General features: G+C 61.5%; 17 protein-coding genes and 1 pseudogene. 8 read left to right on the top strand and 10 right to left on the bottom strand.

Features of this window, described 5'->3' with window-relative positions:
• The first annotated feature begins 43 nt into the window (after window positions 1-43).
• Complete coding sequence (locus tag AO692_RS00090; RefSeq protein ID WP_054307997.1) at window positions 44-475, top strand: L,D-transpeptidase; 432 nt, start codon at window positions 44-46, stop codon at window positions 473-475.
• Between the two features lie 158 nt (window positions 476-633).
• Window positions 634-1,234 (top strand): annotated as a pseudogene (locus AO692_RS00085) (demethoxyubiquinone hydroxylase family protein).
• 105 nt (window positions 1,235-1,339) lie between these two features.
• Here the strand turns inward: AO692_RS00085 and AO692_RS00080 are convergent.
• The 3 genes from AO692_RS00080 to AO692_RS00070 form a co-directional block, all read right to left on the bottom strand.
• On the bottom strand, window positions 1,340-1,837 hold the full coding sequence (locus tag AO692_RS00080) for a RidA family protein (protein WP_054307996.1): 498 nt from the start codon (window positions 1,835-1,837) through the stop codon (window positions 1,340-1,342).
• Between the two features lie 69 nt (window positions 1,838-1,906).
• Window positions 1,907-2,320, bottom strand: a complete 414-nt coding sequence (locus AO692_RS00075; RefSeq protein WP_054307995.1) for a cytochrome c — start codon at window positions 2,318-2,320, stop codon at window positions 1,907-1,909.
• Between the two features lie 50 nt (window positions 2,321-2,370).
• Window positions 2,371-3,912, bottom strand: coding sequence for a flavin monoamine oxidase family protein (locus AO692_RS00070; RefSeq protein ID WP_054308419.1), 1,542 nt, complete (start codon window positions 3,910-3,912; stop codon window positions 2,371-2,373).
• Window positions 3,913-4,297: 385 nt separating this feature from the next.
• Between AO692_RS00070 and AO692_RS00065 the strand changes: the two genes are divergently transcribed.
• Genes AO692_RS00065 through AO692_RS00055 form a run of 3 tightly spaced genes read left to right on the top strand, consistent with a single transcriptional unit; the run spans window position 4,298 to window position 8,850 of the window.
• Entirely contained in the window at window positions 4,298-7,147 is a 2,850-nt protein-coding gene (locus tag AO692_RS00065; RefSeq protein WP_054307994.1) for a molybdopterin oxidoreductase family protein, read from the top strand.
• A complete protein-coding gene (locus tag AO692_RS00060) occupies window positions 7,144-7,911 on the top strand; it encodes a 4Fe-4S dicluster domain-containing protein (protein ID WP_054307993.1) in 768 nt (255 codons plus the stop codon). Before AO692_RS00065 ends, AO692_RS00060 begins: the two co-directional genes overlap by 4 nt.
• Before the next feature lie 3 nt (window positions 7,912-7,914).
• The gene (locus tag AO692_RS00055; RefSeq protein ID WP_054307992.1) at window positions 7,915-8,850 is read left to right on the top strand and encodes a DmsC/YnfH family molybdoenzyme membrane anchor subunit; all 936 of its coding nucleotides are present in this window, start codon (window positions 7,915-7,917) and stop codon (window positions 8,848-8,850) included.
• A 55-nt stretch (window positions 8,851-8,905) separates the two neighbouring features.
• Here the strand turns inward: AO692_RS00055 and AO692_RS33060 are convergent, their stop codons facing one another.
• The 7 genes from AO692_RS33060 to AO692_RS00020 all read right to left on the bottom strand — a co-directional run bounded on the left by AO692_RS33060 (window position 8,906) and on the right by AO692_RS00020 (window position 15,085).
• Window positions 8,906-9,073, bottom strand: a complete 168-nt coding sequence (locus AO692_RS33060; RefSeq protein WP_161808024.1) for a hypothetical protein — start codon at window positions 9,071-9,073, stop codon at window positions 8,906-8,908.
• 134 nt (window positions 9,074-9,207) lie between these two features.
• Window positions 9,208-10,143 carry a lipid A biosynthesis lauroyl acyltransferase gene (locus AO692_RS00045; protein WP_082407177.1) on the bottom strand — a complete coding sequence of 312 codons (936 nt, stop codon included), beginning with the start codon at window positions 10,141-10,143 and terminating at the stop codon, window positions 9,208-9,210.
• Window positions 10,144-10,163: 20 nt separating this feature from the next.
• Window positions 10,164-11,192, bottom strand: a complete 1,029-nt coding sequence (locus AO692_RS00040) for a zinc-binding dehydrogenase (RefSeq protein ID WP_054307989.1) — start codon at window positions 11,190-11,192, stop codon at window positions 10,164-10,166.
• A gap of 84 nt (window positions 11,193-11,276) precedes the next feature.
• Window positions 11,277-12,548, bottom strand: a complete 1,272-nt coding sequence (locus AO692_RS00035; protein ID WP_054307988.1) for a beta-ketoacyl-ACP synthase — start codon at window positions 12,546-12,548, stop codon at window positions 11,277-11,279.
• 170 nt (window positions 12,549-12,718) lie between these two features.
• Entirely contained in the window at window positions 12,719-13,906 is a 1,188-nt protein-coding gene (locus AO692_RS00030; protein ID WP_054307987.1) for a beta-ketoacyl-ACP synthase, read from the bottom strand.
• Window positions 13,907-13,970: 64 nt separating this feature from the next.
• Window positions 13,971-14,255 carry an acyl carrier protein gene (locus AO692_RS00025; protein WP_054307986.1) on the bottom strand — a complete coding sequence of 95 codons (285 nt, stop codon included), beginning with the start codon at window positions 14,253-14,255 and terminating at the stop codon, window positions 13,971-13,973.
• 278 nt (window positions 14,256-14,533) lie between these two features.
• Window positions 14,534-15,085 (bottom strand): histidine phosphatase family protein, encoded by a 552-nt coding sequence (locus AO692_RS00020; RefSeq protein WP_054308418.1) that lies wholly within the window; start codon window positions 15,083-15,085, stop codon window positions 14,534-14,536.
• A 168-nt stretch (window positions 15,086-15,253) separates the two neighbouring features.
• Here AO692_RS00020 and AO692_RS00015 point away from each other — a divergent pair, with 168 nt between their 5' ends.
• From AO692_RS00015 to AO692_RS00005, 3 genes are all read left to right on the top strand, one after another.
• Window positions 15,254-16,204 (top strand): AEC family transporter, encoded by a 951-nt coding sequence (locus tag AO692_RS00015; protein WP_054307985.1) that lies wholly within the window; start codon window positions 15,254-15,256, stop codon window positions 16,202-16,204.
• 160 nt (window positions 16,205-16,364) lie between these two features.
• Window positions 16,365-17,822 carry an NAD-dependent succinate-semialdehyde dehydrogenase gene (locus AO692_RS00010; RefSeq protein WP_054307984.1) on the top strand — a complete coding sequence of 486 codons (1,458 nt, stop codon included), beginning with the start codon at window positions 16,365-16,367 and terminating at the stop codon, window positions 17,820-17,822.
• Between the two features lie 45 nt (window positions 17,823-17,867).
• Window positions 17,868-18,881, top strand: coding sequence for an aldose epimerase family protein (locus AO692_RS00005; RefSeq protein WP_054307983.1), 1,014 nt, complete (start codon window positions 17,868-17,870; stop codon window positions 18,879-18,881).
• The last annotated feature ends 106 nt before the right edge of the window (window positions 18,882-18,987 follow it).

The raw sequence follows: 18,987 nt of genomic DNA, 5'->3' as shown, positions 1-18,987 counted from the left end.
ATCGAAATTCTGGGGAAGCAATACAAGGAGAGGGACTGGTCTCATGAAGAAGTCTGTTTTCATGGGAGGGATTCTGGGGGCGTTGTTGTTAACGAACGTTGCGGAGAGCCGCGCCGACGGCCTGATCGCGAGGGTCAACATTTCGACGCAGACGATGACAGTCAGCCGCTACGGCGAAGTGCTGTATCGCTGGAATGTGTCAACGGCCCGAAAGGGTTACGTGACCCCGAGCGGGAGCTGGAAGCCAAAGCGTCTGCACAAGATGTGGTATTCCAAGAAATACGACAATTCGCCGATGCCCTGGTCCGTCTTTTACCATGGCGGCTATGCTGTCCATGGCACCAATGCCGTGCGGCAACTTGGGCGCCCGGCCTCTCATGGTTGCGTGCGCCTTGCCACCGCCAATGCTGCGACCTTCTATTCGCTGGTCCGGGAAGTCGGCATGAAGGACACACGCATCGTCGTCACATATTAGGCTGTAGCCCCATAGCGCGGCGTCAAAGCCGCGCTATGGCAAGCCTATCATGTCGGATTGCGACGCGGCGGAAGTCCTTGAGTTTGAAAAAAACGCTCGATGGAGTCACGCTCGCGGCGGCAGTGTTTGCAGAAGACGAACCGTGAGTAGCATTGATGATGCTCAACCCGTCGCGCAAGTCCGGCAACCGTGATCCGGCGATCACCATCCGTCGCATACTCAAGGTCAATCACGCAGGTGAGTTTGGCGCAATTCGGATTTATGGCGCTCAGATTGCGGTGGCTCAGCGGCTGTTCGCTGATATCGTGCCGTCGCTTAAAGAAATGCGCGACGACGAAATCGATCATTGCCGCCTGTTTCGCGAGGCGATGCCTCCAAGATACGCCAAACCCTGCCGCGTCATGTCGCTTTGGAGCTTCGGCGGTTGCGTACTCGGCTTTCTGACTGCGCTTGGCGGTCGCAACATGGTCTGGATTTGCACCGAAGCTGTGGAACGTACGGTTCATCGACATCTGGAAGATCAACTGACCTTTCTTGCCTCACGCGATCCAGACCTTCATGCCCTTATTGCTTCGATACAGGAACAGGAATTGGCGCACCTGCGAGAGGCAGAGCACAACCAGAAAAGACAGGGGCCGAGCCACGCGGTGCTGCTGCCCGTCATAGGCGGCCTTACCGACCCTCATGATCTGGCTTTCGACGTGGGGTGATTCAACCTGGATGCGCGTGGAGATGGCTAGGGCCAAAGAGAGTGACTAGGCGAAGGCGTCCACGCTCTTTTTCCCGGTGTTTCACCAGCCTCAAAGTCGATGAAAATGGGCTGCCATGAGGCAGCCCATCCATGAAATCCGATCGAAACAAAACTTACGGCCTGACCGCGGTGACCTCGATCTCGACGAGGAAGCCGGGCGCCGCGAGACCGGCGACCTGGAAGACCGAGCGTGTCGGCAGGTTCGGCTGTTCCTTGGTACCGAAGAACTGCGTGTAACCCTCCATGAAGCCGCCGAAGTCCATTTTGCCACCCTTGGCCGGATCGCCGACCAGGAAGACCTGCATCTTGACGACATCGCCCATCTTGAGGTCGAGGCCGGCAAGCGTTTTCTCGATCGACTTCAGTACCGATTCGGTCTGAGTCTTGGTGTCGCCATAAGCCGCGAGCGAGCCTTTTTCGGCCTTTTCGTCCGCGACGGTAGGTACCGCGCCACTGACATAGACGGTGGTCTTGCCCGCTGGAACTTCGACCGCCTGGGAGATCGGGAAGTCCGAATTCGGGATCTTGTGGCGCACGACGTCTTGCGCCATTGCGCTGCCGGTCATGGTCATCAATGCCGCGACCAAAGCGGCGCCGGTCCGTGCTTTCATAGCCGGTGTTCTCCTTCTTGCTGAAAATGTCGGACGAAGCGGGCCCTGAGGCCCGCCCCCTGTCGTTGGTTAGCGGGCGTCCTTTACGTCCTGCGCGGTTGCGGCATCCTTGTAGTCGTTGCCGAAATGCGTGCGGACGTAGTTGACGACAGCAGCGACCTGTTCGTCGTCGAGCATCTGGCCGACGGGCGGCATGCCCTTTTGACCGTGCAGGATGACATAGATCGGATAGCCAGCCGATTCCAGATTGGCATTCTTGGCGAGCGCTGGATATTTGCCGGCGCCGACTGCGCCTTCACCTTTTTCCATGTGGCAGGCCTGGCAGAGGTTGGCGTAGAGCGCGTCTCCCGTTTTCTGCGAAAACTTGTCGCCGGTCGAGAAGGTGGCGCCAGCCGAGTCGGCGAAGGCGGCAGGGGTGGAGAGGGCAGTAAGGATTGCCGCTGCTGCGACGAGGCCGAGTGACCTGTTTGTCTTGGTAGTCATGATGACGTGCCTTGCAAAATTGGGGGAAAGAGGGATGGGCCGTGCGGCCGTCACCCCTGCAGAACGCGTTTATGCAGGCGCTCGATCGCATTGAGGGCCGACAGGATCGCTCCTTCCTGCCAGGCAGGAATATAGGAGGCATGTTCGCCTGCCAGCATGATGCGTCCGTCGAGCTGGCAGAGGTTGTCGTAGTGCTCCTTGCGGGCTTCCTCGGTCCAGTCACCGGCGCAGCCCAGCGTATAGGGCGAGCGGTGCCAGGCCCAGGAGACGCCGTTTTCGAACTCATCCTTGTATTGCGGATGGATCTGGCTGCCATATTCAACCGCGCGCTTGACCCGGTCCTGCGGCGACAGCGCCGTGAACTCGTAGGAATTCGGACCGTTCCAGGTATAGCAGCCGAGCAGCACGCCCTTACCGGTCGTGTTGAAACCGGTGCTGGGATAGGAGATCTGCGTGATCGGCAGATCGGTGTAGGAGACGCCGCCGAAAATCAGGTCGTCCTCTTCCCAGAAACGCCGCTTGAACTGCAAACCGACCTTGACGGAAGAGGCATAGGGCACAGCCGCGATCGCCGCCTGCATGGCGCCGCTGACCTTGACGTCGATCTGGCTCAGGATCGTCAGCGGGATGGTACAGATGCACCAGTCGGCGCTGGCTTCCTGTGTAGCGCCAGGCTTGGTCGTGTCCTCATAGGTGACGGTGACACCTTTCTCGTTCTGGTCGATCTTGGTCACCTTTGCATTGAAGGTGATCAGGTCGCCGACCTCCTTGGCGAAGGCCTCGCCGACCTTGCCCATGCCGCCGACAGGCTGGAACATCGTCGTCTGGAATTCATAAAGCGCGAAGTTGGCTAGGCCGCCCCAGAGCTTGGACTTCAGGATGTCGGAAAGTCCGATCGGATCGCCGGGAACGGGTGCGGCCCCCAGGCCGCCACCGGGGTCCTTCTCGTAACCGCGATATTCGGCAGACGTCAGGCCCTTGGCATAGGCATAGTCCTTGTCGAGCGCGCCCCAGGATTTGAGCGCCTCCAGCAACATCTCCTGGTCTTCCTTGGTGACGTCGCCTTCGAGTTTGCCCTTCTGGGCGACCTTGGCCAGCAGCTCGGAGGTATGACCCTGGAAGTCGGTCTTGATGTCACGAACGCGCTGTGGCTTGCCACCGAAGGCGGTCGAGGAATGCAGGAAAGCATTGTGGTTGATCTGCTGGAACGGCTCCAGCTGAACACCCAGACGCTTGCAATAATCGAGCAGGCCGTTGTGGTGGTACGGGATGCGCCACGGGCCGAGATTGACGTAGAGACCTTCTTCGAATTCGCAGGTCTGCTTGCCGCCGCCGAGCTCGCTGAACGTGTCGCCGCCGCGCACAGTCCAATTACGGCCGCCGGCACGGTTGTTGTACTCCAGAATCTTCACCTTGTAGCCGGCCTGGCGCAGTTCCAGCGCGGCCGTCATGCCGGCGAGACCAGCCCCGAGGATCAGCACGGTGGCGCCTTTCGGATCGCCTTCCAGCTTGATACGCCCTTTGTAGCCGGACTCGGCCGCAAGGCCCATCGTGGTCATTGCCTGGTACATGGCAGCGGACCCCGCTGTCATGCCAATGAGCGTCAGCAGCTTGCGCCGGCTCAATCCGTTAATTGAGTGATTCTGTTGCACTTTTATTCCTTTCTGGCCGCCATTAGCGGCGTCCGCCCCAGCCGGAAGCACCCCCGTTCCATCCAGCTGCGCGATCGAAGCTAGGACGATGTTGCGGCAAGTCAACGCGGCCAAGAGGGATGGTTCAATGAATGCAAGAGAGCTGGCGCAAACGGCCATATGATCGGTTCAGCGTGCCGTCGCGTGTTTTCGCAATTTATCAAGTTGATGGGAGATCATGCTCCGGCGTGATCCATGTTGGAACGAAATTGCTGTCGGGAACCTCGTTCGCGCATTTCCTTTCCGGTTTTGGCCCGGTACGTTCCGGAGCGGAGGAACTCGATTGATGAATCGCACCGAGAGGGTGGCACTGTCCGAACCCGTGGCCGACGAGGTTCGCAAGACGACCTGCTACATGTGCGCCTGCCGTTGCGGCATCAACGTGCACATCAAGGACGGCAAGGTCCGTTACATCGAAGGCAACCGCGACCATCCGGTCAATAAGGGTGTGCTTTGCGCCAAGGGGTCCGCCGGCATCATGCAGCACTACGCGCCGGCCAGGCTGCGTGCGCCATTGAAGCGGGTAGGGCCGCGCGGCTCGGGCAAGTTCCAGGAGATCAGCTGGGATGAGGCGCTGGAGATCGCAACCGGCTGGCTGGACGACGTGCGCCAGGACGATCCGAAGAAGCTTGCCTTCTTCACCGGACGGGACCAGTCGCAATCCCTGACCGGTTTCTGGGCCCAGCAGTTCGGCACACCGAATTACGCCGCGCATGGCGGCTTCTGCTCGGTCAACATGGCGGCCGCGGGCATCATGACGATCGGCGGCGCCTTCTGGGAGTTCGGTGCGCCAGACTGGGACCGCACCAAGCTGTTCGTGCTGTTCGGCGTGGCCGAGGATCACGATTCCAATCCGATCAAGATGGGCATCGCGAAGCTGAAGCAGAACGGCGCCCGCTTCGTTTCAGTCAATCCGGTGCGCACCGGCTATTCAGCGGTTGCCGACAACTGGATCGGCATTCGGCCGGGCACGGACGGGCTGCTGATCCTCGCCATCGTTCACGAACTGCTCAAAGCACGTCGCGTCGATGTCGACTATCTGGTGCGCTACTCCAATGCCACATGGCTGGTCATCGATGCTGCCGGCACGGCTGAGCACGGCTTGTTCGCGCGCGACGGGGAGGGCAGGCCGCTTGTCTTCGAGACTGTGACGGAGCAGGTTGTCGCGGCTGGCAGCAAAGGAGCGAGGCCCGCACTCTCCGGGCGCGTACAACTCGCGGACGGTCGTTTCGCGGTGCCATCCTTTCAATTGTTGGTGGAAAAATACCTCGACCCGAAATACGCGCCGGAAGCCGTATCCGCAGAGACGGGCGTTGCAGCGGATACGATCCGCGGGCTTGCAGCGGAAATCGCGCGGGTAGCCTTCGATGAGGCGATAACCATCGAACAGCCGTGGACTGACGTACACGGGCAACGCCACCAGAGCTTTGTCGGACGGCCGGTGTCTTTCCATGCCATGCGCGGGCTGTCTGCCCATTCCAACGGCTTCCAGACGGCGCGGGCGCTGCACATGCTGCAGGTGCTGATCGGCGCCGTCGACTGTCCTGGCGGCTTTCGTTTCGAGCCGCCTTATCCCAAGCCTGTATCCGCGCATCCGACACCGCATGGCAGGGCCGAGCATTTCGGTTCGAACAAGCCGCTGTCGGGGCCACATCTCGGCTTCCCGCGCGGACCGGAAGACCTGCTGGTCGATCCACAAGGCCGGCCGACCCGCATCGACAAGGCGTTCTCTTGGGATGCGCCGTTATCCGTGCACGGGCTGATGCACATGGTGATCGCCAACGCCCACGCGGGCGATCCGTACCCCGTCGATGTGCTGTTCCTCTACATGGCCAACATGGCCTGGAATTCCTCGATGAATACGGCGGGCGTCATCCGCATGCTCGAGGACAAGGACGAGACGACCGGCGAGTACAAAATCCCCAAAATCATCTATTCCGACGCCTACGCTTCGGAGATGGTCGCCTATGCCGATGTCGTCCTGCCCGACACGACCTATCTCGAGCGCCACGACTGCATCTCTCTGCTCGACCGGCCGATTTCGGAACCGGACGCTGTACAGGACGCCATCCGCTGGCCAGTGATCGAGCCGGATCGCGACGTGCGCGGTTTCCAGAGCGTGCTGATCGACCTCGGCGCGCGGTTGCGATTACCGGGCTTTGCCGACAATCACGGCAAAGCGCTTTACAAGGACTATGCCGATTACATCGTGCGTCATGAACGCCGGCCGGGTATTGGTCCTCTGGCGGGTTTCCGGGGCCTGAAGGGCGACCGTGCCGGGCGCGGTGCGACCAATCCCGAGCAATTACAACGCTATATCGAAAACGGCTCGTTCTTCTCGGCGCATGTCCCGCTGGAAGCGCAGTTCTTCAAGCACGCCAACCAAGCCTATCAGGATTTCGCCGTGCGCATGGGCTTCTTCGATACGCCTCAACCGGTGACGTTCCAGCTCTACCAGGAATCGCTGCAGAAATTCCGGCTGTCTGCAGAAGGCGTGCGGGAGCCCTTAGCACCGGAAACCCACCGGCAACGCATCCTTCATGCTTTCGATCCGCTGCCTGACTGGTACCGGCCATTCGGCGAGGCGATGGTCGACGGTCAGGAGTTTCCTTATCACGCCATCACCCAGCGTCCGGCGGCGATGTACCATTCCTGGGGCTCGATGAACGCGTGGTTGAGACAGATCCATACGTCCAACGCGCTTTATGTGCCGGGCTCGGTCTGTGACGAGCTGAACCTTGTCGATGGCGACTGGGTGTGGCTGATCTCGCATCACAGCCGCATCAAGGTGCCGGTGGCGCGGATGGAGGCCGTGAACTCCTCGACCGTGTGGACCTGGAACGCAATCGGCAAGCGGGAAGGGGCGTGGGGCTTGGACCGCAACGTTCCGGAAGCGCAAAAATCCTTCCTGATGAATCATTTGATCCACGAACTTCTACCGGCAAAGGAGGGCGGGTTTCGTTGGTCGAATTCCGATCCGATCACCGGCCAGGCCGCCTGGTATGATCTCAGGGTTCGCATCGAGAAAGCCGACAAGGGCGCGGTGAGTGAACCGCATTTCCCGGGCATCGCCGAGCCGGACGGTGAGCAGCCGAGCCCAACGGAACTGCGCTATGGGCAGGAGTGGGCGCAATGACCTCGCTCCCAGCATTGCCCACAGCGAAGAAACTCGGCCTCGTCATCGACCTCGACGTCTGTGTCGGCTGTCATGCCTGTGTGGTGAACTGCAAGGAATGGAACACCGGCGGTTATGGCGCGGCTTTGTCGGACCAGAAGCCCTATGGGGCCGATGTTTCGGGCGCGTGGCTCAACCGCGTGCATTCCTTCGAGGTGGTGCCGGAAGGCGGTGAGGTGGTCGGTGAGGCGGGCGAGGCACGTATCGTCCACTTTCCGAAATCCTGCCTGCATTGCGAAGACGCGCCTTGCGTGACCGTGTGTCCGACCGGCGCTTCCTACAAGCGCGCCGAGGACGGTATCGTGCTGGTCGACGAGGAGAAATGCATCGGCTGCGGTCTTTGCGCCTGGTCGTGTCCCTATGGCGCGCGCGAGATGGATCTGGCTGCCGGCGTGATGAAGAAGTGCACGCTCTGCATCGACCGCATCTACAACGAGACCATCGAGGAGGTGGACCGGCAGCCGGCCTGCGTGCGTACCTGCCCGGCCAATGCCCGCCACTTCGGGGACCTGGGCGACCCGTCGTCGGTCGTCTCCGTCATGGTTGCCGAGCGTGGCGGCATCGACCTGATGCCGGAGCAGGGAACGCGCCCGGTGAACAAATATCTGCCACCCCGGCCAAGGACGTCGCTGGCGGCATGCGCCAGCCAGATGGCAAAGGGCGAGGACACGAGCGGCGCCACCGGCTTCTTTGCCTGGCTCGACGGCATGTTGGACCGAATTTGATCCATGCATCCGGCTGCCTCCATCATCGCCTTCACCGTGCTGTCAGGCCTCGGCTACGGTCTGGCTGCGATTCTGGGACTCGGACTGCTCGACCCGGCAGCAGTTGCCACCAAGGTTGCTCACATTGCAGCATTGGGCTTGATCGCCGGCGGGCTGCTGTCGTCGACGCTGCATCTCGGCAATCCGCAGCGCGCTTGGCGCGCATTCTCGCAATGGCGCTCGAGCTGGCTGTCGCGCGAGGGCGTGCTGTCGGTTCTGGCTTTTGTGCCGCTGACCGTGTCGGCGTGGCTCTGCGTCATCGAAGGACGCTACTGGGCGCCGATTGGCCTTGTCGGGTCCGTGCTGTCGCTTGCGACGGTCTTCTGCACCTCGATGATCTACGCTTCGCTGAAGTCAGTGCAGGCCTGGCACTCGCGACTGACGACATTCTGCTATTTGTTGTTCGCACTGGCTGGAGGGGCATTGCTGGGCAGTGCCTTTGGTGTTGCAGGTGGCGGATCCGCGAGTCTGTTGTTGTTCTTCGTGCTGGTTCTGTTGATCGCAGCCTGGGCAGTGAAGATCACCTGGTTGCGCAATCTCGACAGCCTTCAGCCATTGTCGACACCGGAAAGCGCAACCGGCCTTGGCACCATCGGCCGTGTTCGGTTGTTCGAGCGGCCGCATGTCACCGAGAACTACCTGACCAATGAGATGGGCTTCCGTGTCGCGCGCAAACATGCCGCCAAGTTACGCAAGCTCGCACTGCTATTGGGCGGATTGCTGCCGGGAGCATTGGTTTTCCTGGTGATGGCCGCGTTGCTGGCGGGAGCCGAAACTGGAGCCGTGGCGATCCTGGCCCTGGTGGCTGCAGTGCTCAGCCACGTCGTTGGGATGTTGACTGAGCGTTGGCTGTTTTTCGCGGAAGCGCGTCACGCCGTGATGAATTATTACGGCGGCTAGGCCGGGCGCGCATTCACCATGCAGTAGCGGTTGATTGCGGTGGCCCTTGGCAGGCCTAGTTGCCGGCGACGGCAGGTTTTGCCATCTTTTTCTTTCGGACACTGCGCAGTCGCTTCGCCAGTCGTCGCAAAGCTGCGAATTTCTCGCCTGGCTTTGCCGGTTGCTGGCTGCCCCAGGGCGTCCACAGCGCCGTGTCCTTCTTCCTTGTCTGTTCGTCCGTCATCGCCCTGCCGCCCTGCTATGACCGCACTGTCGATTAAAAAAGTTAACGATCGAGTGTGACAGAAGTTGCGAGTTTAAGCGATTCACGTCCGCGACATGGGTCACATTCGCGCGAGAAATCGCATGCGCGGCGTTCTACCGAGTACGGCCCCGGATCTGCCAGCGCTTATGGAACCACATCCACTGACCAGGATCCTGCCGAACCCAGCCTTCGACGGTGTCGTTCATCAGTTGCACCATCGCGGCCACATCCAACTGGCCGGCAGCGTTGCGCGGCAGCTCAAGCTTGTCGCACAGCGTCAGCCGAAAGCGGTTGCCCGGCAGGCGCACGGAAAAGACAGGATAGACGTCGCAGTCGAACTGGCGTGCCAGTTTCGGCACCAGGGGACTGGTCTGGCATTGTTGGCCGAAGAAGGTGGACAGCACGCCATTGGTGAATTTCTGGTCGACGAGAGCGCCGACATTGCCGCCGCGTTCCAGCACCTGCGCCATGGCGAAGGAGACGCCGTTCTTGGAGGCGAGCAGTTCCCCCATCGTCGCTGCGCGCGTCCTGAAGATGTATTCGGCCAGATAGGGGTTGTTCGGAGCACGGAAAAGCGCTGATACCGACAGGTCAAAGGTGGCAGCCGCCACCGGCAGCAGCTCGAAATTGCCCATATGGGCGGTGAAGAAGATGTGCGGCTTCTTCTCATCTCGGATTTTCAGGAAGAGTTCCTTGCCGATCACCTCGACGCGACCGGGTGTCTCGGCATCAGGATCGTAGTCGAAAAGCCGATCGAGGAAGACGTACTCGCCTGCCAACCGCCCCATATTCCCCCACATGTCGGACGCGATCTTTTCGATCTCGGCGTCACTCTTGTCGGGATAGGCCTGCTTGAGATTGGCAATGGCGACGCGATGGCGTCCGACCATCGGGCCGATCCTGCGAGTGGCACGGTCGATGAAGTTGAGGGCGCGATCCGGCGGCAATATCCGCAGGACGGCTAGTATCGTCATCGCCACACGCGCGGTGAGCCAGTATTCCGCAACCTTCAGGCCGCGCAACGCCTTGTAAACGAGGGGGCGCAGCATTGGTTCGCGGTTCGCAGACATCAGCCCACGCGCAGGATGATCTTGCCGAAGACGTCGCGGCCTTCCATACGCTTCAGCGCTGCATCGATGCCGTTGAAATCGACCTTAGTATCGATGACAGGTGCGACGAGGCCGGCTGCCATCTTCTGCATGGCATCCGCCATGTTTTCCATGCGGCAGCCGAACGAACCCAGCAGCTTCAGCTGCTGCTGGAACAGCATCATCAGATTCACCTCGGTCGTGACGCCGGAAGTCGAACCGCAGGTGACGAGGCGGCCACCACGCTTCAGGGAAAACATCGAGCCGGCCCAGGTGTCCTTGCCGACATGTTCGAAGACGACGTCAACGCCCTTTTTCCTGGTGATCTTGCGAACCACGCCCTCGAAGCGGTCTTCGCGGTAGTTGATGACATGATCGGCGCCGAGCGCCTTGGCCTTCTCGATCTTGTCGTTGGAGCCGACGGTGGTGATGACGGTGCAGCCGATCTTCTTGGCAAGCTGGATCGCTGCCGAGCCGATGCCGGAGCCACCGGCATGGATCAGGATCGTTTCGCCGGGCTCGAGCCTGGCGTTGTCGAACAACATGTGCTCGACCGTGCCGAAAGTGACCGGTGCGACAGCCGCGCCAATGGCATCAACGCCGGGAGGAGCTGGAACCAGCAGGCGGGCAGGCAGGTTGATTTTCTCCTGCGCGAAGCCGTCGAGGTGGAAGCCGTGCACGCCACCGACATGTTCGCAGAGATTGTCGCGCTTCTCGCGGCAGGCGCGGCACAGTCCGCAGGTGCGGGCGCCGTAGATCGAGACGAGCTGGCCAGGAACCAGATTGGACACGCCGGGACCAATGGCCTCGACCTCGCCCGAGGCTTCCGCGCCGACGGTGAGTGGCAGCTTGCGCTTGGCGAAGGCCATGCCGCGCCAGCCCCAGACATCGATGTGGTTCAACGCCACAGCCTTGATGCGCAAGGTCACCTCGCCGACAGCAGGTGGCGGAGGAGGGGCGATGTCGACGATTTCGAGCCGACGGTCCTCAATAAGTTGCAGTGCGCGCATCAGGCAGCGCTCCCTTCAGCAGAATTCACACGCCAGGAGGGTAACCTGGACCCGTTTTGTGCAATTAATTGCGCAGGCTGCGCCTTAAACGGGTTCCCGTGCCATGACAAGGCAGGTGTTCTGGCCGCCGAAGCCGAAGGAATTGGACAGAACCGTGCCGACCTTGGCCTCGCGCTTCTTGTTCGGCACGACATCCAGCGCGATCGCCGGATCGGGATTGTCGTAGTTGATGGTCGGCGGGATGACGCCTTCGCGCATGGTCATCAGCGAGAAGGCGGCCTCGATTGCACCAGCGGCAGACAGGGTGTGGCCGATCATCGACTTGTTGGACGAAATCGGGATCTGGCTGATGCGTTCACCGAAGACCGTCGAGAGCGACAGGTGCTCCATCTTGTCGTTTTCCGGCGTCGAGGTGCCATGCGCATTGATGTAGTCGATCTCGTCTTCGGAAAGACCGGCATCGGCAAGGGCTGCCTTGACCGCAGCGATCGCCGGCGAACCGTCCGGCTTGGACCGGGTGCGGTGGAAATCGTCGGCCTTTTCGCCGCAGCCGCGCAGGATGCCGAGCACGGTGGCACCGCGCGCCAGCGCACTTTCCAGCGATTCCAGCACAAGGGCGGCCGAACCTTCGGCCAGGACGAAGCCGTCGCGGTCCTTGGAGAAAGGCTTCGAGGCCTTTTCCGGCGGGTCGTTGGACGTGGACAGCGCCGAAAGCAACGAGAAGCGGATCAGCGCCTCGGCCGTGGCCGAACCATCAGCGCCGACCGACAGCGCACGTTCGCATTCGCCACGACGGATCGCTTCGACGCCAAGCTGGATGGCGGTGGCGCCCGATGCGCAGGCGGTGGAGAGCGTGATCGGCAGGCCGGTGGTGCCGAAAGCGTCGGAAAGGCGGTCCGCAATAGTGCCGAATTGCGCGGAATCAAACATCTCCGATGAATTCAGTCCGCGGGCTACGTCCAGAATGCGTTCGGAGGCGTCTGGCTGGTCGCCGCCCTTATAGAGAGCCAGCCGATCATGCCAGTCGAGCTCGACGGGCGGCGAGGCGAGGAAGAGCGGACCGCCAAAATCATCGAGGTCAATTCCGGCCTCCGTGACAGCTTCGCGTGCGGCAGTCTCGGCCAGTTCATAGGTGAGGGCACTGGCGCCCTTGCTGCTTGACGGCAGGAAATCGACCATGCCGGAGATGCGGGTGTTCAACTGGTCGATGGGGAAGCGGGTGATCGGATGAATGCCCGACTTGCCGGCTGTCAGTGCCGCCCAGTTGTCAGCCTTGCCGACGCCCAGCGATGTGACAACGCCGATACCGGTCACTGCAACCACTGGCCTGCCCAGATGATCCTTCAGCTTTGCCATGCGTCAATCCTTGACCCTAGAGCAATCCAGCAAAAGTGCGTTGCGATTTTGCGTCCGGGATTGCGTAAAACAAAAAGATAGAGCGTTTCCGCGTTTCCGTTAAGAACGGAAACGCCCTAGTTGCCTCGCGGCGGCGCGATCCACCTGGTCGTGCGACCGGTGGGCTCCGCTCAAGCGGCGCTGACCAGCGCCAGGCCCTCGAATTGGTGATAGCCGACCGCCGTTGCCAGTACCTGTTCAGGAATTCCGTCGAAATTGCGCTCCGATGCCGCATCGAATACGGGATAGGGCGCCTTGTTGTGGACGGCCAGTGCGGCGAGCGCCACCGCGAAGGGGAACTGCGCTTCCTTCATATGGCCGGTCAGCGTACCGAAGCCGCGCGCGGTCAGGCCGGCATGCGCATCGATCGCCGCCTTCTCGGCCGACGTGGCGGCATGGCCACCGGAAGCGCCCGAAAGCGCGAGGACTTGGCTTTGCGGCAGGTTCGCCGCCTTGAGCAATGTTTCGATGGTCGAGCCCAATTCGCCGCGCTTGCGCCGCGCGCGTCCGGAGCGGACCGGACCGAGCTCAGCATAGACGCGGGCGTTGCGCTTTTCGGCGTGCTCGCGGCTTTCCAGAACTAGGAACGCGCCGCCGGAGCCGGAAACGACGCCGCCACCTTCCGAACCGGCACGTTGCCAGACCGGCTTCCAGGCTCCCCTGTGCAGATAGGCGCCAAGTTCATAACCGAGCAGCATGTCGGGATGTTCAGTCTGGAAGGCACCGCCCACCAGCATGTGCGTCGACTGGCCGGAGCGGACGCGGGCGGCGGCCGTCTCGACGGCGGCGACACCTGCGCCTTCCTCGCCCATAAAGGTACGCGAGGAACCGGTGACCTTGTGCACGATCGAGATGTTGCCGGCGAGCAGATTGGAAAGCTGCGCCAGAAACAGCGTTGGCCTGAGTTCGGTGGTCAGCTTCTCGTTGAGCAGGACGTCGAAGTCCGGTCGGCTTTCAGATGCGGCGAGGATCGTGTTGTCCACCGCCACATCGCGCTCGCCGCCGCCGGCGGCCACCACCATGTCCATGGTGGAGCACAAAGCCTCATCGGTTTTGATCCCGGCGTCATCCAGAGCAAGGCCAGCCGTATAGGTCCCGAGCCGCTGCCATGTTTCCATCTGGCGCTGATCGCCACGCTTGGCGATCTGCAGGTTCCAGTCGATCTCGGGCAAGGGATGGACGGTGTATGGAGCGAAGCGCTCTGCATCGAGCACGGGCTTGGTGCCCGTGGCCGTCAATTTCTGCCAGTGTGCGTCAGGGCCTTCTCCCAGGGAGGAGACGAGGCCGATGCCGGTGATGACGACGTCGTGGGATGTCATGGGCGGTTTGTGGGTCAGCGCGCGTCGCCCGTCAAGGGCAGCCGGTGCGCCGGCCTGCCGATTATCAGGCTGCGCTCTTGGCGGCGACCAGCGCGTCGATCTTCGCGCAAAGGTTCTTCATGACGAAATATTCGTCGGTCGAAGCCTTGCCGTCATTGACTTCCTGGGTCCACTTCTCAAGCGGAACCTTGATGCCGAATTCCTTGTCGATGGCGAACACGATATCGAGAAAGTCGAGGCTGTCGATGCCGAGATCGTCGATCGTGTGGCTCTCAGGCGTAATGGTGTCGATGTCGATTTCGCTCGTGTCGGCAATGATTTTGGCAACTTTTTCAAATGTCGTGGACACGGGCAATTCCTTCGAGCGAAGCGGATTCAGTATTGGAGGTTGTCGCGCTCTCTAATCCGTTTTGCATGGCAGGAAAAGGGCGAATGTGCCACGCAGATGTCAAGAAACGCATTTGCACAAGTATATCGGCGACGAGTGTCGTAAGGGAAGGCAAGCAGGTTCCAGGCTAATAAAAGGCCGCCGGAGTACTTCGGTAGTCTTTCTCCCGGGCGAAGGGGGCGGTAGCTAAATCGTGCTTCTTGCCGTGGTGGTGGCAGAGGTTCAGGATTTGGCGATCATCAAAAGATGATGCGGCCGAGCACGCGCAGCTTCTCGTTGTCGAGGCCAACGATCACCGCCTCCCCCTCGCGGGCACCGGCGCCGGTCAGCGCCTGGATGTTTTCAAGATGGGTGACCAGGACGAGGTTTCCGTCGCCGGTGAAGCTCTCCACTTCCTTGATCACAGCGGCGTTCTGCACCGCAGCCGCCGCCGGATCCTTCGACAAAAGATCGAGCGGCTCGAATTGCTCGGCCTTGTTGTCCTCGAAGGCGATGCCGGCGGTGTCGAGCGCGCGGCAATAGCGGCTGGACAGCACCCGGTCGATAGGGGCGGCGCGCGCAGCGAACAGCGCGCCGATCTTGCGCGCCTGCTGCTTGCCGCGATCCGACAGCTTCTGTTGTGTCGCGCATTTGCCGACGTCGAAACCTGCCGGGTCGCCATTGCCGGTCACCATAGCGTGACGCAGCAGGACGACATGACCACCGGCCCTGAGCAGCGCCCAGCCGGCGTCGGTCGCGTAGGCTGAGACCGGCGACAAGCACAGCAAAAGGACAAGGGCGACGCGAAGCATGACGGACCTTTCCGTCGTCCCATCGACGCCGGTATGGGTCATATAGGGACCGCAAAGTTTTCAGGAAGGCAAGCCGGCATGGTTTGCTGGCTGCCAGCATCGAAGGCGAGGATCTTGCGGTTGCGCGGCCGGCGCGGCTCTCCTATCAGTCGGCCATCGAGGAATCCAATGTCGCCGCTTACCGAAACTGTTCTGTTCGTCTTCGGCCTTGTGGCGCTGGGCTATCTGGCTGGGCTCTCCGGCTATCTCAAGGCGCAAAGTGCGGAAGGTGTGGCTGAATTCGCCATCGGTATCGCCATGCCGCTTCTGCTCTTTCAGACCATGGTAAAATCCGATTTCCACGGTTCCGCGCCCTGGCTTTTGTGGGCGACCTACTTTTGTGCCGTGGCGCTGACCTGGGTAGCCGGCCATCTGGTCACGACGCGCCTGTTCGGCCGCGATAGCCGCACAGGCATCGTTGGCGGTATCTCCGCAGCCTATTCGAATGTCGTGCTGCTCGGCGTGCCGTTCATCCTCGGCATCTATGGCCAGCGAGGGTTCGAGGTGCTGTCGCTGCTGGTGTCGGTGCACCTTCCCATCATGATGATGGCCTCGATCGTGCTTTTTGAGCTGTTCGGCCAAAGCGGTGGCAAGGGCGTGCATCCTTTGCGTATGCTGCGCCGTTTCTTGCAGAAGCTGCTAATCAATCCGCTCATCGTCGGCATCCTTGCTGGCCTTGCCTGGCGACTGACCGGCGTTCCGCTGCCCGGACTGGTGTCGCGGCTGGCCGAGGCGCTGGGCGGAACCGCGGCCCCTGTGGCCCTGTTTGCCATGGGGCTCGGGCTCAATCGTTTCGGCATTACCGGCCATATCGGCCCAGCGGTCGCTCTTTCGATGCTAAAGCTGTTCGTGATGCCGGCGATCACGCTTGTCTTGGTGTGGCTCGCCGGTCTGCCACCATTGACCGCTCAAGTTGCCGTGCTGGTGGCGGCGCTTCCCTCCGGTATCAATTCCTATTTGATCGCGGTGCAGTTCGACACGGGGCAGGGGCTCGCTTCCAACCAGATGACGCTCGCCACCGCCAGCGCAGTCGTCACCACCTCGTTCTGGTTGGCGGTCACCGCTCAAGTATTTGGTTAGGGCTGGATTTACGCTGGCCCAGTGCTTAGTTTCAGCTATGGCGATTGATCGTTGGGCCGGCCCTGGAGTAAGAGCGGTGGTCCAGTTGCGTCGGCGGCGCCGAAAACACCCATCGACCTGTTCATCACCGGTCCACAAGCGGCCGAAGGGAGGCTAGATCATGCTTCAGAAAACCAGCCATTTCATGCGGCAGGCCAATCTCATCAATGGCGAATGGGTGCAGGCCGATTCCGGTCAAACCATCGACGTCACCAATCCGGCCAATGGCCTGAAGATCGGCACGGTGCCGAAGGCAGGTGCCGCCGAGACCCGCCGTGCTATCGAGGCCGCGCATGCCGCTTTCCTCACTTGGCGCAAGACCTCGGCGCTCGAGCGCTCGAAGCTTCTGCGCAAGCTGCATGATGCCATCATGGATAATCAGGATGCACTGGCCGAGCTGCTGACCACCGAGCAGGGCAAATCGCTGTTCGAGGCGCGCGGTGAGGTCGGTTCTTCGGCCGCCTATGTGCTGTGGTTCGCCGAGGAAGGCCGCCGTACCTACGGCGATGTCGTGCCGTCGCCCTGGGCCGACCGCCGCATCATGGTGACCAAGGAGGCGGTCGGCGTTGTCGCAGCCATCACGCCCTGGAACTTCCCGTCTTCCATGCTGGCTCGCAAGCTCGGCCCGGCACTGGCCGCCGGCTGCACGGCCGTCGTCAAGCCTGCCACGCAGACACCTTACTCGGCGCTGGCCTGGGGCGCGCTGGCAGAGGAAGTCGGCTTCCCGAAGGGCGTGGTCAATATCGTAACCGGTGCCGCGGGCGAGATCGGCGACGAGCTCTGCTTCAACCCGCTGGTCAAGAAGATCACCTTCACCGGCTCGACCCCGGTCGGCAAGATGCTGATCGAGAAGTCGGCCAAGACGGTCAAGAAGGTCTCGATGGAACTCGGCGGCAATGCGCCGTTCATCGTCTTCGACGACGCCGATCTCGACCGTGCGGTCGAAGGCGCGATCACCGCGAAGTTCCGTAATTCCGGTCAGACCTGCGTCTGCACCAACCGCTTCTTCGTCCAGGCAGGCATCTACGACAAGTTCGTCGAAAGGCTCACCGCGGCGACTGCCAAGCTGAAGGTTGGTTCAGGCCTCGAGGAGGGCGTGCAGCAGGGACCGCTGATCGATGAAAAGGCAGCGTTGAAGACTGCGGAATTCGTGGCTGATGCCAAGGCCAAGGGCGGCAAGGTCGAAACCGGCGGCAAGCCTCATGCGCTCGGCGGCTCGTTCTTCGAGCCGACTGTGATCAGCGGTGCTACTCCCGACATGATGTTCATGAAGGAAGAGATTTTCGGGCCTGTCGCGCCGGTCTTCAAGTTCAAGACCGAAGAAGAGGCGGTTGCGCTGGCCAATGACACCGAGTTCGGTCTGGCCTGCTACTTCTATACGGGTGATCTCGGTCGTGCCTTCCGCGTCATGGAAGGGCTGAAATACGGCATGGTCGGCGTGAACGAAGGCCTGATCACGACGCCGGAAGCACCGTTCGGTGGCGTCAAGGAATCCGGCCTCGGCAAGGAAGGCGGGCATCAGGGCATCGAGGACTATCTCGATACCAAATATGTCTGCATCGGCGGTCTCGGCCTCTGATCGGTATGCGGGTCGCTTGGTGACAAGCCGACCCGCGCTAGCTGCATGAAAGACGGCGAACTCTTCGGGACGACGCAAGCGGGCGAGGCGATCCGCCGCTTCACAATTCGTGGCGGCGGGCTCTCGGCCAACATCCTCAATTGGGGCGGGGTCATCCAGGACTTGCGCCTCATTGGCCATGATGCGCCGCTGGTGCTGGGTTTCGACCGGTTCGAAGCCTATGAAAACGACAGCCTCTATTTCGGCGCGGTCGTGGGGCGTTTCGCCAACCGCATCCGTGACGGCCGATTCACACTGGCTGGCCAGCGCCACCAGATCGATCGCAATTTCCTGGGCAAGCATGCGTTGCATGGCGGCACAGGCGGCTATGCTGGTCGTGCCTGGGAGGTTTCCCTGCATGGGCGCGATTTCGTGACGCTCAGCCTGCACGATCCCGGCGGATCGATGGGCTTTCCCGGCGCGCTCGACGTGACCTGCACCTACCGGCTGAAAATTCCTGGCACGCTCAGCGTGGAGTTCACAGCCACGGCTGATGAGGCCACCGTGTGCAATATCACCCAGCATTCCTATTTCAACCTCGACGATGGCGGCGCTGGTGATGTGCTGGATCACCGCGTGATGATCCCGGCAGGCGCTTATCTGCCGGTCGATGCCGAAATGATCCCGACCGGCGTCGTGCAGCCGGTTGACGGTACGCCGCTCGATTTCCGTCAGGCGCGTGAACTGCGCAGCGAGGGCGAGCAGTTCGTCTACGACCACAATTTCTGTCTGGCTTCGGTACGTGGACCCATGCGGCAGGCAGCCTGGGTGCAGGGTGCTACCTCCGGTGTCGAGATGGAGGTGTGGACATCGGAACCAGGCGTCCAGCTCTACGGCGGTGGTTATATCGCGCCATCGACAGCGGGCCTTGGCGGGTTGGACTACCGGCGCTTTTCGGGCCTATGCCTTGAAACACAAGTCTGGCCCGATGCTCCCAACCGTTCCTATTTTCCGTCTGCGACCCTGTTGCCGGGCGAAACCTATCATCATGTGACGGAATACCGGTTCCGGTTGGGCTAGAAGTTCTTTCTGGCCCCGGGGCTTATTCGCCGAACGCTTTCCGCAGCATTTCGAACGGAGCGAGCGCGCCTCGCACCTGCACGACGGTGGAGGCGACACGGTGGGC

It is taken from the genome of Mesorhizobium sp. 1M-11 (assembly GCF_001303895.1).
In the GTDB taxonomy this organism is placed as follows: domain Bacteria; phylum Pseudomonadota; class Alphaproteobacteria; order Rhizobiales; family Rhizobiaceae; genus Mesorhizobium.
Note: the sequence above shows the minus strand (reverse complement) of the source record. Positions and strands in the feature narration are given on the sequence as shown.